At 39.9% G+C, this 18688-nt stretch carries 15 protein-coding genes and 3 pseudogenes; 5 read left to right on the top strand and 13 right to left on the bottom strand.

Annotation, left to right across the window (positions count from 1 at the left end; translation table 11 throughout):
- Window positions 1–93: 93 nt before the first annotated feature.
- Window positions 94–2430, bottom strand: a complete 2337-nt coding sequence (locus tag ACERDH_RS03735) for a cation-translocating P-type ATPase (RefSeq protein WP_386679962.1) — start codon at window positions 2428–2430, stop codon at window positions 94–96.
- A 132-nt stretch (window positions 2431–2562) separates the two neighbouring features.
- Here ACERDH_RS03735 and ACERDH_RS03730 point away from each other — a divergent pair, with 132 nt between their 5' ends.
- On the top strand, window positions 2563–3312 hold the full coding sequence (locus tag ACERDH_RS03730) for a lysophospholipid acyltransferase family protein (protein ID WP_247939541.1): 750 nt from the start codon (window positions 2563–2565) through the stop codon (window positions 3310–3312).
- 42 nt (window positions 3313–3354) lie between these two features.
- Here ACERDH_RS03730 and ACERDH_RS03725 read toward each other — a convergent pair whose 3' ends face one another.
- The 6 genes from ACERDH_RS03725 to rpsO all read right to left on the bottom strand — a co-directional run bounded on the left by ACERDH_RS03725 (window position 3355) and on the right by rpsO (window position 8650).
- On the bottom strand, window positions 3355–4047 hold the full coding sequence (locus ACERDH_RS03725) for an alpha/beta hydrolase-fold protein (RefSeq protein ID WP_084888676.1): 693 nt from the start codon (window positions 4045–4047) through the stop codon (window positions 3355–3357).
- Window positions 4028–5038, bottom strand: coding sequence for an ABC transporter substrate-binding protein (locus ACERDH_RS03720; RefSeq protein ID WP_261034844.1), 1011 nt, complete (start codon window positions 5036–5038; stop codon window positions 4028–4030). The genes ACERDH_RS03725 and ACERDH_RS03720 overlap by 20 nt, the downstream gene beginning before the upstream one ends.
- 19 nt (window positions 5039–5057) lie before the next feature.
- Window positions 5058–5813 (bottom strand): ABC transporter ATP-binding protein, encoded by a 756-nt coding sequence (locus tag ACERDH_RS03715; protein WP_084928278.1) that lies wholly within the window; start codon window positions 5811–5813, stop codon window positions 5058–5060.
- A gap of 1 nt (window position 5814) precedes the next feature.
- Window positions 5815–6861 carry a FecCD family ABC transporter permease gene (locus ACERDH_RS03710; RefSeq protein ID WP_261036162.1) on the bottom strand — a complete coding sequence of 349 codons (1047 nt, stop codon included), beginning with the start codon at window positions 6859–6861 and terminating at the stop codon, window positions 5815–5817.
- Window positions 6862–7119: 258 nt separating this feature from the next.
- Window positions 7120–7740 carry a CadD family cadmium resistance transporter gene (locus ACERDH_RS03705; RefSeq protein ID WP_060628622.1) on the bottom strand — a complete coding sequence of 207 codons (621 nt, stop codon included), beginning with the start codon at window positions 7738–7740 and terminating at the stop codon, window positions 7120–7122.
- Between the two features lie 640 nt (window positions 7741–8380).
- Entirely contained in the window at window positions 8381–8650 is a 270-nt protein-coding gene (rpsO, locus tag ACERDH_RS03700; protein ID WP_001018251.1) for a 30S ribosomal protein S15, read from the bottom strand.
- Between the two features lie 202 nt (window positions 8651–8852).
- Between rpsO and ACERDH_RS03695 the strand changes: the two are divergent.
- The 3 genes and pseudogenes from ACERDH_RS03695 (at window position 8853) to thrS (ending at window position 11491) form a co-directional block, all read left to right on the top strand.
- Window positions 8853–9225: pseudogene (locus ACERDH_RS03695) on the top strand (hypothetical protein).
- 100 nt (window positions 9226–9325) lie between these two features.
- Window positions 9326–9507, top strand: a pseudogene (locus ACERDH_RS03690) (hypothetical protein).
- A 40-nt stretch (window positions 9508–9547) separates the two neighbouring features.
- Entirely contained in the window at window positions 9548–11491 is a 1944-nt protein-coding gene (thrS, locus tag ACERDH_RS03685) for a threonine--tRNA ligase (protein ID WP_023945494.1), read from the top strand.
- Window positions 11492–11734: 243 nt separating this feature from the next.
- Here the strand turns inward: thrS and ACERDH_RS03680 are convergent, their stop codons facing one another.
- From ACERDH_RS03680 to ACERDH_RS03655, 6 genes and pseudogenes are all read right to left on the bottom strand, one after another.
- Window positions 11735–12784, bottom strand: coding sequence for a DUF389 domain-containing protein (locus ACERDH_RS03680; protein WP_049516469.1), 1050 nt, complete (start codon window positions 12782–12784; stop codon window positions 11735–11737).
- Window positions 12781–13104 (bottom strand): potassium channel family protein, encoded by a 324-nt coding sequence (locus ACERDH_RS03675; protein WP_000825751.1) that lies wholly within the window; start codon window positions 13102–13104, stop codon window positions 12781–12783. Before ACERDH_RS03675 ends, ACERDH_RS03680 begins: the two co-directional genes overlap by 4 nt.
- Window positions 13105–13185: 81 nt before the next feature.
- Window positions 13186–13383, bottom strand: a pseudogene (locus ACERDH_RS03670) (DUF389 domain-containing protein); the annotation flags it as partial.
- 290 nt (window positions 13384–13673) lie between these two features.
- Window positions 13674–15185, bottom strand: a complete 1512-nt coding sequence (locus tag ACERDH_RS03665) for an ATP-binding cassette domain-containing protein (protein ID WP_004242726.1) — start codon at window positions 15183–15185, stop codon at window positions 13674–13676.
- Window positions 15186–15983: 798 nt separating this feature from the next.
- Window positions 15984–16958 carry a sensor histidine kinase gene (locus ACERDH_RS03660; protein WP_049551324.1) on the bottom strand — a complete coding sequence of 325 codons (975 nt, stop codon included), beginning with the start codon at window positions 16956–16958 and terminating at the stop codon, window positions 15984–15986.
- The gene (locus ACERDH_RS03655; RefSeq protein ID WP_049551323.1) at window positions 16951–17628 is read right to left on the bottom strand and encodes a response regulator transcription factor; all 678 of its coding nucleotides are present in this window, start codon (window positions 17626–17628) and stop codon (window positions 16951–16953) included. Before ACERDH_RS03655 ends, ACERDH_RS03660 begins: the two co-directional genes overlap by 8 nt.
- Window positions 17629–18036: 408 nt before the next feature.
- On the opposite strand from ACERDH_RS03655, the gene ACERDH_RS03650 reads away from it, so the two are divergent.
- Window positions 18037–18606: a TetR/AcrR family transcriptional regulator gene (locus ACERDH_RS03650; protein ID WP_386680711.1), complete on the top strand. Its 570-nt coding sequence runs from the start codon at window positions 18037–18039 to the stop codon at window positions 18604–18606.
- Window positions 18607–18688: the final 82 nt, after the last annotated feature.

Here is an 18688-nt window from a genome sequence, read left to right as displayed (position 1 = left end):
CACTTTCCAAACTCTATTACCCCTTATTATACCACATTTCAGCTGGTAATCTTGTACCTAAAAAGACCGCAATCCACAGATTGCAGCCTTTCTTTATTTTCTGGCTTGATAGCGACTAGTCAGGGTGAAAATCACGGTAAAGACCAACATCATGACACCATAAACAGGGAGTGTTTGTCCTGTAAGTGTCGCAATTTCAAGCAGTTTCTGGATCCTTGGGAAGAGAGCTGTGGCTAGGAAGCCTCCTACTGACCAAACAATCAAGAGGACACGCCATAGGGTAAATGGCATGCAGGCTCTAAATACGGATAAGAAACCAATTGACCCCAAGAGATAATAGAGTAGAGTTGAGATTTCTAACTCAGACCAACCTTGGCTACTTCCAAATATTTTCACAAAAAGAACGCTGAACACAACCATAAGGGCACTTGGTAGGGCACGAAGCATAGACCTTCTGAGGAAATTTGGCTCAACAGGTTTGATATTTCGCTCAAAAGTCAGAACGAATGGTGGGAAACCTTCCACAAACTGGTCAATCATGGTAATCTGGATCGGAATGAAAGGGAAGATCAAGATCCACTCAGACCGTCCCAGAAGAGCACTGGCGATACAGATGACTGCTAACAAGAAGGAATAGATGGTCTTAATCAAGAAAATCGGTGCGATATGGGCGATGTTATTAACCACGCGACGACCTTCAAAGAGAATCTCAGGAACATCATTAAAGTCTGAGTTCAAAAGAACCAAATTGGCAATCTGACGAGTCGCAGGATCTCCCTCAGCCATCACAATAGAACAATCCGCCTCACGAAGAGCCAAGATATCATTGACTCCGTCCCCTGTCATAGCCGTTGTATGACCCGCTTTTTTCAGCGTTTGGATGATGAGTTTCTTTTGATGAGGGGAAACACGTCCGAAAATAGCTGTCTCCTCAGCCATAGCAACCAATTCCTCATCCGTGATTTTCGAGCAATCTACATAGCTGTGGTAGTCCGCAAAACCAGCCTTCTGAGCAATGCTGGATACAGTGACTGGATTGTCACCAGAGATAATCTTGAGCCCCACTTCCTGAGAACGGAGATAGTCCAGCGTCTCTGCTGCTCCCTCTCGAATCGGATCCAAGATCTCCAGCAAGGCTAGAGCCTGAATATCAGATGGTTTCTGTGGTTTGTGGTGGTCCAGTTTCTCCTGACTAAGAGCTAAGACCAAGACACGTGACCCTCTCTCCAAAGCCTCTCTGGCTTCTGGGACTTCAGAGTCCAGCAACATCTCAGGCGCTCCTAAGAAAACTGTCCCCAGACCTTCCAATTCCATAGCACCCCACTTGCGGTCGCTTGAGAAAGGAAGATTCGAAAGCATAGGATAGGCTACCCGGCCTTGAAAACGTTGGCGAATAGCTTGAGCTGTTGGATTTTTATCCTCACTATGGGCCATATAGCTTGTCAGGATTCTGGCAATAGCCTCTTCACCGTAAGTTTCCGTCAGTGGAAGAACAGCCTCCACCTGCATCTTTCCTTGGGTGATGGTGCCCGTCTTGTCCAGACAGAGCATATCCACGCGCGCCAAGGTCTCAACAGAGTACATCTCCTGTACCAAGACCTTTTTCAAGCCCAGCTTAATAACCGCAGTCAAAAGCGAAGTGATGGTCAAAAGGGCGATTCCCTTGGGCAACATCCCCAAAAGGGCTGTCGACGAATTTACAACAGATGACTTAAGAGGCAGGCCTTTTAAAAGCAAGGCTTCTAGCAAGAGAGCTAGACCAAAAGGAATGATAATCTTCCCAGTAAAACCAGCTAACCTGTCCAGCGATTTCATGATACGTGAGTTGATCGGTTTAACGGTCTTGGCTTCCAGCATGAGTTTAGCAGCATAGTTGTCTGCCCCGACATGGTGGACTTGAGCCAAAACTGACCCACTGGCTAGGAAACTTCCAGACAAAAGCAAGGCGTCAACTTCCTTTTGCACCAAATCACTCTCACCGGTCAACATGGCTTCATTGACTTCCGCAAAACCTTCTAGAACCAAGGCATCACTAGGAATCTGCTCCCCAGCAGACAAACGAATGACGTCTCCTAAAACCAATTCTTCAGGATTCAGAGCTACTTCCTGGCCATCACGAATGGTTTTAACCTTTTCCTTAGTCATGAGATTGAGCTTGTCCACCATGTGTTTGGCCCGCAGCTCAGTCACAATCCCAGAAAAAGCGTTAAAGCAGATAACGGCAAAGAAGACCAGATTGCTCCAAGCCTGCACAAAGGCTAGTGCCAAAGCAATGGCAAAGTTCAAAGCATTAAAAAGGGTAAAGACATTTCGTTTAACGATTTGCCAAGTGCTTGTACTAGCCGATGCGGTAAAATCATTGACCAAGCCCTTAGCCTGTCTTTCCTCGACTTCTCTTTGGGTTAATCCCATAATCTTATTTTTATCCATGAATTCTATCATATCATTTTTTCTAAAAGAATTCTAATCTCATCCCAAATACGAACCTAGTCAAGGGAAAAGTTTGCCAGCCCTCCTTTGATAAGGTATAATAATAACAAGAAAATAATCGAAGGAGATCGCATGTTTTATACTTATTTACGTGGATTGGTTGTATTGCTCCTATGGTCCATCAATGGCAATGCCCATTATCATAATACTGATAAAATTCCTAATCAAGATGAAAATTATATTTTGGTTGCACCTCACCGCACCTGGTGGGATCCAGTTTATATGGCCTTTGCGACCAAACCAAAACAATTTATCTTTATGGCCAAAAAAGAGCTCTTTACCAACCGTATCTTTGGCTGGTGGATTCGTATGTGTGGTGCCTTTCCTATCGACCGTGAAAATCCTAGCGCCTCAGCCATCAAATATCCTATCAATGTTCTCAAAAAAAGTGACCGCTCTCTCATCATGTTTCCAAGTGGAAGCCGACACTCAAACGATGTCAAGGGTGGCGTAGCTCTGATTGCCAAAATGGCCAAGGTCCGTATCATGCCGGTTACCTACACAGGTCCTATGACTTTGAAGGGCTTGGTTAGCCGTGAACGTGTCGATATGAACTTTGGAAATCCAATTGATATCTCAGATATCAAGAAAATGAATGATGAAGGCATTGAAACAGTCGCCAATCGAATCCAAGCAGAATTCCAACGTTTGGACGAAGAAACCAAACAATGGCACAATAATAAAAAACCGAACCCACTCTGGTGGTTTATCCGCATCCCTGCCCTCATCCTTGCCATTATCCTCGCTATCCTAACCATCATCTTTAGCTTTATCGCAAGCTTCGTCTGGAATCCAGATAAGAAAAGAGAGGCTCTTGGTTAAAAAATACAACAATCCCTTGGCAAAAGCCAAGGGATAATTCTTTTATTTGATTTTCCATTTTTGGGCCAACCAGCTAGAAAAGGCTAAAAATCGCTCAGCCACTTGCTCATGATGCCCATAGAGGTCAAAGACAAACTGGCCATTCGGATAGCATTTCTGAAGACTGGTATGGATCTGTTCAGCATATACCGGTGCTTGAACCAAACGATTGCTATGATTGGCTCCTTCTGTTTGCCCATTCTGTAAATACAGCAAACAGTCCAAATTTTTCACCTTTTCTTCCCTACAGTAAGTCACAAAATCAGGATACCAAAAGGAACCACAGATGGAGAAGACACAGGAAACCTTGTCAAAGCTGAAAAGACTGTAGACTGCCGCCAAACCACCTAGTGAATACCCTCCATAAGCAAGGCGAGTTTCGTCCAGGCGATAAAGCGACTGCAACTTATCTAAAAGATCTCCAAATAAATGATCATGATAGGCAGTTGCCTGACCGCCAAAATCTTGAGCTCCATCTCTCAGAGCAGATGTCTTCCAGGGCGTGTAGTCGTCTAGGCGATTTTTAGAAGTCAAGCCCACTAAAATCACAGATTCTGAAAGGGACGATAGAAAATCCAAGTTTCCATCATTCAATAAAATAGCCGGATAGGTTTGATTGGGGTCGTAGTTAGAAGGAAGGCTGATTTTGACTTGAATTCCTTCCCAATCAAACTCATTATTTATTGATAAAGTCATTGATTTTCTCAAGGGAATCAATCACTGCTGGACCATAGTCCATCAATTCATCGTAAGAGATGGTCATGATTTTTTGATTCTTAATAGCAGGAACGCTTTCCAAAACAGCATTTGCCTTCATCAACTCTACTGCTTTTTCATCCAATTTTTTATTACGATCGCTGGTTACATAGATAATCAATTCAGGATCCATTGACACGAGATTTTCCAAGGTCAAGCCTGATGTCCCCGTAGCAACGTTTGTATAACCAAGTTGGTTCAGCAAACTTTCTTGCAAAGCAGACTTGTAGGCACCGAAGGTTTCATCATTATAAGCAACCATAATCAAAGCCTTTTTCTTTTCACCTTGGCTTGCTGGATTTGCTTTCTTAACAGCGTCAATTTTAGTTTGTAATTGGGCTGCGTATTCATTGGCCTTGTCCTGAACATTAAAAATCATTCCAAGATTTTTGACATCTTCTACGATATTCCCCAAATCTTGCTGAATCGTTGAGAGAGAAGCTTTTTGAGTATAAACTGGGATTTTGTTTTCATTCCAAGTGCTAACTGTCCCCAAGGATTTTTCAGAAAACATCATGTTTCGCCCCATCACAGCGTCTGGCTCATAAGAAAGGACTGTTTCTTGTGAGACTGTTTTTTTATCTCCAATTTGAGGAATCGTCGCAATCGCGTCCTTGTATTTGTCCGTCACAGCATTATCAGGATTAAGCATGCCAGCAATTTTATCCTTCAACCCCAACTCCAATAAGATTTCAGTGGTTGAAAGATTGTTAGTGATAACTTTTTCAGGTGCCTTGTCAAAGACTTGTTCGACTTCATTCCCTTTCGCGTCATAGGTTTTGACCGTTAGTGGATAAGTCGTCTCTGCGTTAGCCTTTTGACTTGTCTCTGTGCTAGATTGTGTGGTAGCTTTTTCTGTACTAGTGTTGCCACAAGCTGCCATAGTTAGGGTAGCTACTGTTACGAGTAAAATGCTTAGTGTTTTTTTCATCTTGTTTTCCTTTTCATTCTTATAAATAGTGAATCATAGCTTGCTGATCCTCGGTCCAAGTCACCTGACTTTGAACTCCGTATACAGTTTGCAATGACTCAGGGGTGATGGTCTCCTTTGGAGTCCCTTGGTAAAGGATTTCTCCCTCTTTCATCAGATAGAGATAATCCGAATAGCGACAAGCAAGTTGAATATCATGTAGGACAGCTAGAACATTGACCTTGAGATTCTTCACAATGGTCAACAAGTCTAGCTGATACTTGATATCCAAGTGATTGGTTGGTTCGTCCAGGAGCAAGAGAGTCGGTTCTTGCGCCAAGGCTCGGGCTAACAAAACTCGCTGTTTCTCTCCCCCTGACAGAGACGAATAGAGACGAGTTTTCTTCTCGAGCATATCCACCTTAACGAGGGCATCTTGAACGAGAGTAAAATCCCTTTCCCTTTCCTTCTGTAAAAAAGAGAGGTGGGGAGTTCTTCCCAGCAAGACGATTTCTTCAACTGTACAATCAAACTGCAGTTGGTTAAACTGGGTCACAACTGCCATTTGCTTGGCTGTTTCTTTGAGTGACCAATGATCCAGCGGCTTTCCATCTAGGCTTATCAAGCCTTTGTCCGCCTTTTCCTGACGATAGAGGAGTTTAAGCAAGCTGGTTTTTCCGCTTCCATTTGGTCCTAATATCGTGTGAAATTGATTCCCCTCAACCTTAAGAGAGACTCCTTTGAGGATTTTTTTCTCTCCTAGTCCAAAATGGATATCCTGACAAATCAAGTCCATATCAGACCCTCACCTCCCTTCGCCTACCTCCAACAATATAGATAAAGAAGGGAGCACCTACTAAGGCTGTGAAAATACCAATAGGAAGCTCTGCGTTTGGAATGATGATACGAGAGAGTACGTCTGCCCAGATGACAAAGAGGGAACCCATCAAGGTTGCAACAGGAAAAAGCCTCTTGTAATTCGTTCCTACTAACCCTCGAGCTAAATGTGGAGTAATCAGACCGACAAATCCAATAATCCCACAGGTTGCCACTAAGACTGCTGTCAGCACAGCCACCATGGTCACATAAAGATACCAATAAAAGCGTAAGGGAATCCCCAAAGTTAAAGCAGCCTCATCTCCCATCATCATCGCATTGAAAACACGATACTGAGTAGAGAAAAATAGAAAGGCCATTCCTACTATTATAGTTGGCAGGACCAAGTCTGCCCAGGTAGTCCCAGCAAGCGAGCCCATGGTCCAAAACTTAATGGTCATCACACTGTCCGCATTAGCACCAACTGAGATAATAAAGTTTGAAAAAGCCAGAAAGAGAGCATTGACCACCGTTCCTGATAAAATCAGACTAGAAGTCGTCATCCTTCCCTGCATAGAGGCAATGATGAGGACAGCAATTGTTGCCAAAATAGCTCCAAGAAAAGCTCCAAGGCTAATCATCACTTTTAAACCAAGAATGATGCTCAAGGTTGCCCCTAGAGTTGCACCCGCAGATATTCCTAAGACATAAGGCTCTGCGATGGGATTGTTCACTGTAGACTGCATCACGCTACCACACATAGAAAGACCAGCCCCCACTATCAGACCTAACAATACTCGAGGGAATCTCATGTTCCATACAATGGCAAGAGTAGACTTGGAAACCTCTCCTATCTCAAGAGGAAATCCCAACCTGCTCAAAATAATCCGATAGGTAGCTCCTAGATCAATCGCAACAGATCCCATAGAAACTGCTAGAAAGAGAGAAATCCCTAAAACACCTAGCAAAATACCTAAAAGTAACACAAATTGCTGGTCTTGTCGGCTTCCAGAAAATTTGGAAAGCATGCAAACCTCCTTTGATAGAATATTAAAAATTTAGAAAATTCTCATGAAAAGTATACCATATTTTCAACTGTGTAACAAGCTATGGAAAAAATACAATTAAAATCAGAAAAATTATGGTTGGTTTTTCCATACAGTGCTAGGAACCGTAACCAAAGATAATACTTGAGTATATCGAGGTAAGGTGCCTACGCAAAAAGCCCTCTGAAAATCAGAGAGCTGATTTGAGCCCGGGCTAAAATCCTAGTGAAACAAAAAAATCTACACGATCAGAAAAGTCTCTATCGTGCCATTTTCATACATGATGTATAGTCCAAGTACAATGAATACTAAGGGCACAATGATTCGCTCGTATTTTTCAATTGTCTCGAATATTAACGGAATAGAGGATAACACCCGACTAATCTCGCATAAGATAATTATGCCGATTACAAACACAAGCAAGGCCACGAGGGTCTGTGACCAATCTAACGAAGCAAAATAAGGTATATAGATACCTAAATTATCTCCGCCAGACGCAATTGTTAGCAATGTAACTGTCCAAAACAGTTGATTTGCCTTGCTTTGTTCTAATCTTTCAATAATTTCTTCCTCTTCTTCCTCTTCTTCCTCACCTTCTCCAACAATTGCAAAGCGAATCCCTAAATAGATAGGGATTAAACCAAGCAATCCAACCATCCATTCTTCAGGCACGAAATTAACGACATAAGCAGCAACTAAACTCGCCCCTACAAGTAAGCCTGTGCCTAGATATTGCCCCGCATAAATATGCCATTTTTGTTTATTCTGTGATAGCTGTGCAAATAAAATAAATAAAATAATTAAATAATCGATACTGGTGGAAATATAAACACCAATAGCAGATATGATTGTCTGTCCCATAAAAAACCTCCTGTATTAGTCAGTAATAAATCAGCAGATTTTAGGAGAGCACAGACACATTAATTTAGCTATCGCTAGTGGGTAATGTCGAACATAGGAAAGCATTTTACTCCTCCTCAAAACGTAGTTACAAAGTAATTTCTAACTGGAATTCGGTGACTACTTTCATGTAAAGTATAACATACTATACTTTACTTCGTAAAGTGTGGGCTCTTCGAGTAGCTGCGCACCTTTATGGTGTAATTAGCTGATACCATTTGAGGTTTTTGTAGTCTCCAAAATTGTGACCGATAAAACCTCAATAAAAGAGCCCTCTGAAGTCCGAGAGCTGATTTGAGCCCGGGCTAAAATCCTAGTGAAAAAGATGAAACTCCTTGTGTTCATCGAACACTGTGTCATTTCCCTATTTTCATACGGATTTCTTACGCCCTTAGCATCATGATTCTTGCTGGATAAACCGTTTATAGACTAGACGGCGAGAAGAAGAATGTACGAAACTTTCAGTGAAACAAAAAAATCTCCCCGAAGGGAGATCATTCTGGTTTATTTTACCTTACAGTGCTAGGAACCGTAACCGAAGATAATACTTGAGTATATCGAGGTAAGGTGACAACGCAATGTAAGTGGAAAATAAAGCAGATTAGCGACGAAGTCCTAGAGAGTTGATCAACTCACGGTAACGGTTAACGTCGTTTTTACGCAAGTATGCAAGCAAGTTACGACGGCGACCGATTTTCTTCATCAATCCACGGTAAGTAGCGTGGTCTTTTTTGTGTTGTTTGATGTGTTCGTTAAGGTGGTTGATTTCCCAAGTAAGGACAGCAACTTGAACCTCTACTGAACCTGTATCACCTTCGTGACGTGCATATTGTGCGATGATTTCATTTTTTTTCTCTTTTGAGATTGCCATGATGTTTCTCCTTTTTATTTGGCTTCATCCGAGTGACAGGTTGGCATGCCTGTAACCAAGAAGAAGTTATTTGTCTTTACGACAATCCCTATTCTACCAATAACTAACTTCTTTGTCAACAGATTTACTTTCTTGTTTTAAACATGCTATAATAATTATAGCAAGAGATCTAAGTTATCTGTTTTTAAACGAGGTAATTGTCATGCCTAGATTCTATTCCCATCTCCCCTACTATCTGGTCATATTTTTCTTTTATTGGCCACTTTATGAGTTGTTATCACTAATCATTTCTGACCCCCTTTTGCTCAAGAGTCTCTACGTAAATAATATTCTCTTCTTTACACCTCTGGTAATCTTGATTATATCGTTACTCTATAGCTACCGTTTCCGTTTCTCACTTTGGTGGTTAATTGGTAACGGACTGCTCTTTTGCTTTACTATCATAACTTTTGGTGAGTTTATACTAATTTACTTACTAATCTATGAAACCTTGGCTCTGATGGGCATGGCTTCCGGTATTGTCATCAAGCATATTCTACAAAAATGAAAAACAAAAACTTTCACAAAATCCTTGAAAAATCTCACAATCATGCTATAATAATCCATAGAGACAAGTCACTTAGTCCCTTTCTACCAGAGAGTGCGTGGTTGCTGGAAACGCATAGGAAGCCTAAACTGACACTACTCTTGCGTTTTTTATGAAAACATAAAACGGTGGCCACGTTAGAGCCAATCAGAGGTGTCCCTCTTTTTTGAGGAACATAAATGAAGGTGGAACCACGTTGCGACGTCCTTTCGAGGATGTCGCTTTTTGTTTTTCTAGCTTTCACAATCCTCTGTCCCTGTTTTCAGAATAGGGTTAACACATTCGTCAATAATATAAGTAAGGAGAACATCATGATTAACATTACTTTCCCAGATGGCGCTGTTCGTGAATTCGAATCTGGCGTTACAACTTTTGAAATTGCCCAATCTATCAGCAATTCCCTAGCTAAAAAGGCCTTGGCTGGTAAATTCAACGGCAAACTCATCGACACTACTCGTGCTATCACTGAAGATGGAAGCATCGAAATCGTGACACCTGATCACGAAGATGCCCTTCCAATCTTGCGTCACTCAGCTGCTCACTTGTTCGCCCAAGCAGCTCGTCGTCTTTTCCCAGACATTCACTTGGGGGTTGGTCCAGCTATCGAAGATGGTTTCTACTACGATACTGACAACACAGCTGGTCAAATCTCTAACGAAGACCTTCCTCGTATCGAAGAAGAAATGCAAAAAATTGTCAAAGAAAACTTCCCATCAATCCGTGAAGAAGTTACTAAAGACGAGGCACGTGAAATCTTCAAAAATGACCCTTACAAGTTGGAATTGATTGAAGAACACTCAGAAGACGAAGGTGGTTTGACCATCTACCGTCAGGGTGAATATGTAGACCTTTGCCGTGGCCCACACGTCCCTTCAACAGGTCGTATCCAAATCTTCCACCTTCTCCATGTAGCAGGTGCTTACTGGCGTGGAAATAGCGACAACGCTATGATGCAACGTATCTATGGTACAGCTTGGTTTGACAAAAAAGACTTGAAGAACTACCTTCAAATGCGTGAAGAAGCCAAGGAACGTGACCACCGTAAACTTGGTAAAGAGCTTGACCTCTTCATGATTTCTCAAGAGGTTGGTCAAGGTTTGCCATTCTGGTTGCCAAATGGTGCGACTATTCGTCGTGAGTTGGAACGCTACATCGTTGACAAAGAGCTAGCTTCAGGCTACCAACACGTCTACACTCCACCACTTGCTTCTGTTGAGCTTTACAAGACTTCTGGTCACTGGGATCATTACCAAGAAGACATGTTCCCAACTATGGACATGGGTGACGGGGAAGAATTTGTCCTTCGTCCAATGAACTGTCCGCACCACATCCAAGTCTTCAAACATCATGTTCACTCTTACCGTGAGTTGCCAATCCGTATCGCTGAAATCGGTATGATGCACCGCTACGAAAAATCTGGCTCCCTTACTGGTCTTCAACGTGTGCGTGAAATGTCTCTCAACGACGGTCACCTCTTTGTGACTCCAGAACAAATCCAAGAAGAATTCCAACGTGCTCTTCAGTTGATTATCGATGTTTATGAAGACTTCAACTTGACTGAATACCGCTTCCGTCTCTCTCTTCGTGACCCTCAAGATACTCATAAGTACTTTGACAACGATGAGATGTGGGAAAATGCTCAAACCATGCTTCGTGCAGCCCTTGATGAAATGGGCGTGGACTACTTTGAAGCCGAAGGTGAAGCAGCCTTCTACGGACCAAAATTGGATATTCAAGTTAAGACAGCCCTTGGAAAAGAAGAAACCCTTTCTACTATCCAACTTGACTTCTTGCTTCCAGAACGCTTCGACCTTAAATACATCGGAGCTGATGGTGAGGAACACCGTCCAGTTATGATCCACCGTGGTGTAATCTCTACTATGGAGCGCTTTACAGCTATCTTGATTGAGAACTACAAGGGTGCCTTCCCAACATGGCTTGCACCACACCAAGTAACCCTCATCCCAGTATCTAACGAAAAACACGTGGACTACGCTTGGGAAGTGGCTAAGAAACTCCGTGACCGTGGTGTTCGTGCAGATGTAGATGAGCGCAATGAAAAAATGCAGTTCAAGATCCGTGCGTCACAAACAAGCAAGATTCCTTACCAATTGATCGTTGGGGACAAGGAAATGGAAGACGGAACAGTCAACGTTCGTCGCTACGGACAAAAAGAAACACAAACTGTCTCAGTTGATGACTTTGTTCAAGCTATCCTAGCTGATATCGCCAACAAATCACGCGTTGAGAAATAAGAGATAAAATCCTAGCTACCTAAAAAGCAACAACTATTTCAGCTGTTGCTTTTTATATTTTTACTCAATGAAAATCAAAAAGCAAACTAGGAAGCTAGCCGCAAGCTGTACTTGAGTACGGTAAGGCGACGCTGACGTGGTTTGAATTTGATTTTCGAAGAGTATTATTTAATCCGAGCTAGTAGTGATTGACCAAACCACCACACAAGATTTGCTTTCATGAGTTAGATAAGGTCAATATCCTCAATCCTTGTCTGCTTCATTTTCTTTTACGAGATCTTTTTGTGAATCTTTTTCAGAGAGTTTTTGATCAATATACTTGTCAATGTTTTCATAAAATTCCTTGGTCGCTTCACTATCTAATGTTGGCGAGTTCTGAACTTGATTCACTTTCAATTGAACAGATTGAATACCGTAAGAGGCTTGTTTTTGGTGGAGTGTTTCTAATTCTTCTTCTGAAATCGGATCTCCAACAACCGTCAAGACCAATTCATTGTTACTTGACTTGTAGACTTGATTAATAACCGTATAATTGGCGAACTCTTTTCCTACAAACTGTTTGATCCCTTCTTTGCGCGCTTGTTCTATTGTCAGAGTAACTGCCGAATAGCTAGCTGGAAGAATCAACAATACAATCAAAGATATCAAGCCAATTCTCATTTTAATGCTCAGCTCTTTAAATGAAGTTAAAGGAGATTTTCTCATCAAAATTCTTGTTCCAACAATGTTGGCTAGCATGATAAAGACACAGTTGATCAAGAAAAGATAGAGAGCCCCCAATAAAAATCGTACATTCCCATTAGCTAAACCATAGCCAGCAGTACAGATAGGCGGCATCAGAGCTGTAGCAATGGCTACTCCTGGCACGATATTGTTTGCTTCTTTTTTCCTTGAACCGATCACACCAGCAATCCCACCAGCAATAGCAATGAGGACATCCCAAATGGTTGGAGAGGTTCGTGCAATCAACTCGCTACTTGCATAAGACAAGGGAGAAATCCAGAAATACAGAGTCGAGACAAGCAAACTGACCAACACTTGAGTCAATAAAACCTCTAGAGATTGCTTGATTAAACGCGTATCAAAAATAGCTAAACCGAATCCCAGTCCAACAATCGGTGTCATGAGAGGTGAAATCAACATGGCTCCTATAATGACAGCTGTTGAATTCATATTTAGTCCGATAGAGGCAATAAAAATTGCACACATCAAAATCGCTGTATCTCTCAATCGAACATGAAGGTCATCGTATAATTTCTCACGGTATTCCCGTGTTGAATAATTGGCAGTCATTTGTCCTCTCCTCTTTCCTTATTTAAATTGGTATAATAATTAAAAATAACAGCTGATAAACAGCCAAAAAATATGAGCCCATAAATCGTCAAGAAGACACTGGTAATCCTTCCAATCAAGGTCACAGCTAGGAGATCCCCGTAGCCGACAGTCGTCGAAGTCACAAAAGCATACCAAAGACCGTCTCCGTAATTTGTGATAGCAGGTTCAACTAGGAAAAGCACGCCTCCTGACCCAAAAACAAAGGTCACAAAACTCAGAGCAAACCGAGTAAAACCCGTAACCTGCATAATATGCCATAACATTTTTAAACGTTTCATTTGTTCTCCTTATTCATACTAGCTCCTGACCGAGCCGTTTTTTTCCAATAATCAAAGTGAAGATAGGACATGATCTCCATCACCAAACCCCAGTCCAACAATCGGTGTCATAAGAGGGGAAATCAGCATGGCTCCAATAATGACAGCTGTTGAATTCATATTTAGGCCAATAGAGGCAATAAAAATCGCACACATCAAAATCACTGTATCTCTTAATCGAACATGAAGATCATCATATAATTTCTCACGGTATTCACGTGTTGAATAGTTTCCAGTCATTGGTTACTCCTTTTATTTCGTATAATTTTGTTTCTGCATGGATGATGGTAGAGAGACTTCTGTCCAATCTTACATATTTTTCTTCTCACCTGTTATTCTTTTGAAAATTATCCTTTAAATATCCGTCAGTCCATCCTTAACATTATATCAAAAATTTTACAGTCTTTCTTCGAAGAAATCTATCAATTGAATAGATAGATGAAGCAAGAAATTTTTGTTTCCTTATCCGAAGAAGGAAAAACGGTATCTCCTGAACCTTGATACTATGCGTTTTATTCTTTATAATTTAGCTATTTCAAAATTACAAGTTCTCCATTCTTAATTTCCCAAACTTGGTCAAACTTACTTAATAATTCGTTTTGGCGATGTAAAGTAACAATGACGGCACTTGGTAGTTCCAGAACTCTTTCCAATTCCATTTTAAACTGATTAGTATCCAAGGCAGAGAAAGGTTCGTCTAGGATAAGCAATGGATTTTTACGATTTTTCTCACGATTTAAATACATTCGTTGTTGCTGACCACCTGACAGGGATTGTGGTGGAATTTTTTCAAAATCTTCTTCTCTGAATTTTTCATTGAAACTATTGAATAGCGTTACATTATTTTCATAACTCGAAATAAATGTATGTTCTTGTTGCAGAATCATACCGAATCTTCCCCAAAGATGGTCCAAAACAAGCCCATCTAGCACAATTTGTCCTTCAAAATCTTCATCTGTTCCATTTAAAATGTTGAGAAGACTACTTTTTCCAGACCCATTCTTACCAATAAGCGCAATTTTATCCCCTTTTTGAATCGTAGCGGAAGTAATTATCAATTTTGATTCTCCCAGTTGTTTGGAAATGTTTTTCAAAGTAATCGTATCAAAAGAATGTTGAGGTGCTTGAACTGAAACGGGTCTCCCAACAATGTTTTGAAAACTCTTGATTACAGGCTTTACGGACTCTAACATTTGTAAATCATAAAGGATTTCCTGTATTGGTTCAGAAAAAGCATTAATATATCCGAAACTCGCCACCACCTCAGGAATACCGAGTTGCTGGTGAGATAGAGAGTAGGCTAAATAAATAAACAGAACAAGACTAATGAATTCAAAAGAAACACCTGTCAATAAGATGCCTGTAATTTTTGTCAAACCATACTTAAAATACTTATCCTGCAAATTCTTTAGAGAACTCTTTTGTTGATTCAAAAAATGCGACATAGTTAGTTTATTTACCAAATGATGTCCCATGAGCAAATCCTCCAAAGTTCGATAGTAATCTCCTTGTTTTTTCAAGTAAACCTGTCTACGATTAGCGGTCAACTTCCCAACGATTTTAGGAATTTGAATACTAATTCCAGTAGAAAAGATTAAAATCAGTGATACAATAGGATTAATTGTTCTGCTAATAATGAAAGCGTAAATGATGATACGTAAAATTTGTTTGATAAAACTCATCAATGGAGGAAGGTAATCCTTTTCCAACGAATCTAGGTCATTAGATTGATAGGAAATATACTCTGCTACTGTTTTCTGCTTGAAATCGTGGTGACTGAGTCCCAGAAGTGAACGAAACCACTCATTTTTCAAAGTAGTCGAAAAGATAATCCCCTGCTTCCAATCAAGTATCATTTGGATATAGTTACAACTCAAATAGCCAGCCACTGACATAGAGTAACCATATAGAGCTACTTGATAATCCCCTTTGATTAATGCCTGCGTGAAATACGGTAACAAAGCTGTGCAGATATTCGATACTACACCAAAAAGAAAATTAAAGAAGAGATACCATCTAATAGTTTTAAGATATGGTAGCATATACGATACTCCTTGCTAATGCGTTTTTTTACATATCGCAGAACAATCTCTACTATTCCCTATTTCAGATAGTCCGATACTCGGACATTGAGTGCAATAATTGTAAATCACACAAGTACTGCAGTTTTTACTATCATTCAAAATATAATTTGCTATTTTGTAAAATATAGGTCTATCCCATGTTTCTTTGATAGATGTAAAATGAATATTTCCAATACTTCTATTGAAAGTAAGCTTTTTCAGTTTTTCTAACGATTTAGGCTATTTCGTGACACACCCACAATCCGTGAAAATTCTGGTTATATCAGATTATGTGATTTTCGTAAGAATTTTATATTGTCTCCAATCATGGCAGTCTCCTTTTACTTGATAAAACTATTATAATATTTAGAAATTAAAAACTGGTTCAAAATCAATAGAATGTGTGTATTCGATACATTCAATAAATTCTTGGAAACAGTTCTACACCAGTTACATAAATCTATATACACCTATCTCATTCAAAATAAAAAGAAAGCTGCAGTTCTTTTAATCCTGTATCAACGATTCATTCTGAAATCGAATAGGAGACATTTCCCAAGTCTACAATTCACTTCATCTCAAATTAATTTTTGTAATTCACCCTTAGTTTATAGATTTTATACTCAACAAAAGTATAAAGCATACAAAACTTCACTTTGAACCAGTATTTATACTATATTCCGTATTAAAAATTCTATTATTGGTTTTGTAAAAAACAGTCTTCAAATATCCTGAAATATAGCAAAAAGAGATTGGGTAAAAACTCATTGTCTCTTCTCACTCAAGGACTAAGTTTACTTGAGCAAACTGAATCCGCACTATCGTTCCTTTTCCAACCTCAGACTCGATACGAATCTGGTGCCCCAGTTCTTCAGAAATTTTCTTAGATAGATAGAGGCCAAGTCCAGATGACTGCTGAGTTAGGCGTCCATTATATCCTGAGAAGCCACGTTCAAAGACTCGGAGGACATCACTGTTTTTTATCCCGATTCCCGTATCCTTGATACAGAGTTCCTGGCCTTCCATATAAATCTCCAGACCACCTTCCTTGGTGTACTTGAGACTATTTGAGATAATTTGTTCAATGACCACTAATAACCACTTCTTATCCGTCACAATTTCTTTATCAAGGTCATATAGGTTGACATTTAGGCCTTTTTGAATAAAGAAAAGAGCATATTTACGAATTATTTCCTTGACCAAGTCCTCAATTTGCACCTGCTTCAAGACCAAATCATCATGGAAACTTTCTAAACGCAGGTACTGTAAAACTAGATTGGTATAGGAATCAATCTTGAAAATTTCCTGTTCTAATTGCTGCTTCAGTTGGCGGTCGGCTACTTCTGCAACTAAGAGTTGACTGGCTGCAATGGGGGTCTTAATCTGATGGACCCACAAGGTATAGTAATCCAGTAAATCCGTCAGTTTTCTTTCTGAATCTGATCTCTGCTGATAAAGTTCCATCTCACGCGCTTCTAATTTTTCTGCTAAAACTCTTTCCAAAGGAGACTGAGCTTCCCTCTCCCCATAGAGAATTTCCTGACGATATACCTGCATTTCTACCAATATGTCCCAAGCGAAAAATAAAATGGTTACAAAGCAACACAAGAGGAAAAAGTAGAGAAAGTAAATTCCCAAACTGGCAAATAAAAACTGAAAAAGCAAAACTAGAAATGCTAAAGCAAGCAGATAGACAAACAGACGACTACGGGAGCGCAGATAGGCTAGAAAAAATTGTTTCCAATCAAGCATGCTTTAATCCGTACCCTATTCCTTTCTTGGTCTCGATAAATCCAATCAAGCCCTGCTCTTCCAACTTTTTACGCAAACGAGCCACATTGACAGAGAGAGTATTATCATCAATGAAAAAGTCACTGTTCCAAAGTTCTCGCATCAGGTCGTCACGCGCTACGATATTACCTGCATGCTCAAACAACACGCGTAAAATCTGGAATTCGTTCTTGGTCAAGTTCAAGACTTGCCCTTGATAATGTACATCCATTGATTTGGTATTGAGGATAACACCAGCATATTCCAGTAAACTCTCGTCACGCCCGAACTCATAGGAACGGCGCAACAATCCTTGAACCTTAGCTAAAAGAACCTGTTGGTCAAAAGGCTTGGTCACAAAGTCATCTGCTCCCATATTGATTGCCATAACGATATCCATAGCCTGGTCTCTCGAAGACAGAAACATGATAGGTACCTTGGAAATCTTGCGGATTTCCTGACACCAGTGATAGCCATTAAACAAGGGCAAGCCAATATCCATGAGAACCAGATGAGGCTCCGACTGGACAAATAGACTCAACACTTCCATAAAGTCTTCTACCAGAACCACTTCAAATCCCCATTCAGAGAGCATTTTCCCGACCTGTTGACGAATGACCTGATCATCTTCTACTAATAAAATCTTGTGCATCTGATTCTCCTTTGCTAATTCTAGGAGTCTTAAATCCTTTATTATAAATAGAGGGCTTAGTATCTAATACTTTTTTGACATTTCCTTGTCACAACAGCTCAAAAACAAATAGCGAATAACCCCATTGATATCATACCTTATTTTCATACATTGTGCCAGCCCTACCCTTTTATTTTTAATTTTTTCAACCTTCATTTCAGTTCTTTTATCCATCCCCTTAACCAAAATTTATATCTATTCTTCCAAACCTTGAGTGTAGTTAAAACGACACTCTATACTCTTCTAACATTGAAAAGCTCCTTATCGAGTGGTATCCGTAAAAAGTTCTAGCTTTCAGATTGACAATCTGAAAAAGATTTGTTAAGATATGAATGAACAAGATTTAATATTCATTCAGAAAAGAGGTGAATCAAATTGGACAAAAAACAGGCTTTGAAATCCGCAGCTTATGAAGTTTTTTCAAAAAAAGGATACAAGGCGACAGGAATTTCAGAAATTGCTAGACAAGCTCATATGGCAGTCGGATCTTTTTATAACTATTATGAAAGTAAAGAAGCTATTTTTTTAGATATCTATATTGATGAAAACAATCGTGTTCGCCAAACTATGATCGAAGAACTGGATTGGGAAATTGATATGATTGGTCTTATTAGTCAACTCTTTGCTCAGTCCAGAACTCTCATTTCTTCCAATAAAATTCTTGCTGAATGGTATAATCCTGCTATTGCAGATGAGTTACACAGTTACTATTCTTCAGAAGAAGGGAAAGTCGCGAATCCATTTCATCAATTTCTCGTAAAAACTTTTACTCATCGTTTGCAGGCTGAAGGTCATTCTCCAGAAAAAATTCAAGATATTTTACAGGTTTACAACCTATTTTACTACATGGATATGCATATCACAGAAAATGATTTTCCAGATATTAGCAAAACTGTAGAAATACTAGCAACCAACTTCATTAAAGGAATACTGAAATAAAGAAATCTTTTCTTTATTTTTTGGAAATTATTGAATGAAAAAAAATATTATTCATTCATAGAAAATTACTACACTATAGGAG

Source organism: Streptococcus bovismuti (assembly GCF_042436615.2).
Taxonomy (GTDB): domain Bacteria; phylum Bacillota; class Bacilli; order Lactobacillales; family Streptococcaceae; genus Streptococcus.
Note: the sequence above shows the minus strand (reverse complement) of the source record. Positions and strands in the feature narration are given on the sequence as shown.

Excerpts from the sequence above, each read along its gene's own strand:
- ACERDH_RS03735 (WP_386679962.1), bottom strand. The coding sequence starts at position 2,430 with ATGGATAAAAATAAGATTATGGGATTAACCCAAAGAGAAGTCGAGGAA.
- ACERDH_RS03730 (WP_247939541.1), top strand. The coding sequence starts at position 2,563 with ATGTTTTATACTTATTTACGTGGATTGGTTGTATTGCTCCTATGGTCC.
- ACERDH_RS03725 (WP_084888676.1), bottom strand. The coding sequence starts at position 4,047 with ATGACTTTATCAATAAATAATGAGTTTGATTGGGAAGGAATTCAAGTC.
- ACERDH_RS03720 (WP_261034844.1), bottom strand. The coding sequence starts at position 5,038 with ATGAAAAAAACACTAAGCATTTTACTCGTAACAGTAGCTACCCTAACT.
- ACERDH_RS03715 (WP_084928278.1), bottom strand. The coding sequence starts at position 5,813 with ATGGACTTGATTTGTCAGGATATCCATTTTGGACTAGGAGAGAAAAAA.
- ACERDH_RS03710 (WP_261036162.1), bottom strand. The coding sequence starts at position 6,861 with ATGCTTTCCAAATTTTCTGGAAGCCGACAAGACCAGCAATTTGTGTTA.
- ACERDH_RS03705 (WP_060628622.1), bottom strand. The coding sequence starts at position 7,740 with ATGGGACAGACAATCATATCTGCTATTGGTGTTTATATTTCCACCAGT.
- rpsO (WP_001018251.1), bottom strand. The coding sequence starts at position 8,650 with ATGGCAATCTCAAAAGAGAAAAAAAATGAAATCATCGCACAATATGCA.
- thrS (WP_023945494.1), top strand. The coding sequence starts at position 9,548 with ATGATTAACATTACTTTCCCAGATGGCGCTGTTCGTGAATTCGAATCT.
- ACERDH_RS03680 (WP_049516469.1), bottom strand. The coding sequence starts at position 12,784 with ATGACTGCCAATTATTCAACACGGGAATACCGTGAGAAATTATACGAT.
- ACERDH_RS03675 (WP_000825751.1), bottom strand. The coding sequence starts at position 13,104 with ATGAAACGTTTAAAAATGTTATGGCATATTATGCAGGTTACGGGTTTT.
- ACERDH_RS03665 (WP_004242726.1), bottom strand. The coding sequence starts at position 15,185 with ATGCTACCATATCTTAAAACTATTAGATGGTATCTCTTCTTTAATTTT.
- ACERDH_RS03660 (WP_049551324.1), bottom strand. The coding sequence starts at position 16,958 with ATGCTTGATTGGAAACAATTTTTTCTAGCCTATCTGCGCTCCCGTAGT.
- ACERDH_RS03655 (WP_049551323.1), bottom strand. The coding sequence starts at position 17,628 with ATGCACAAGATTTTATTAGTAGAAGATGATCAGGTCATTCGTCAACAG.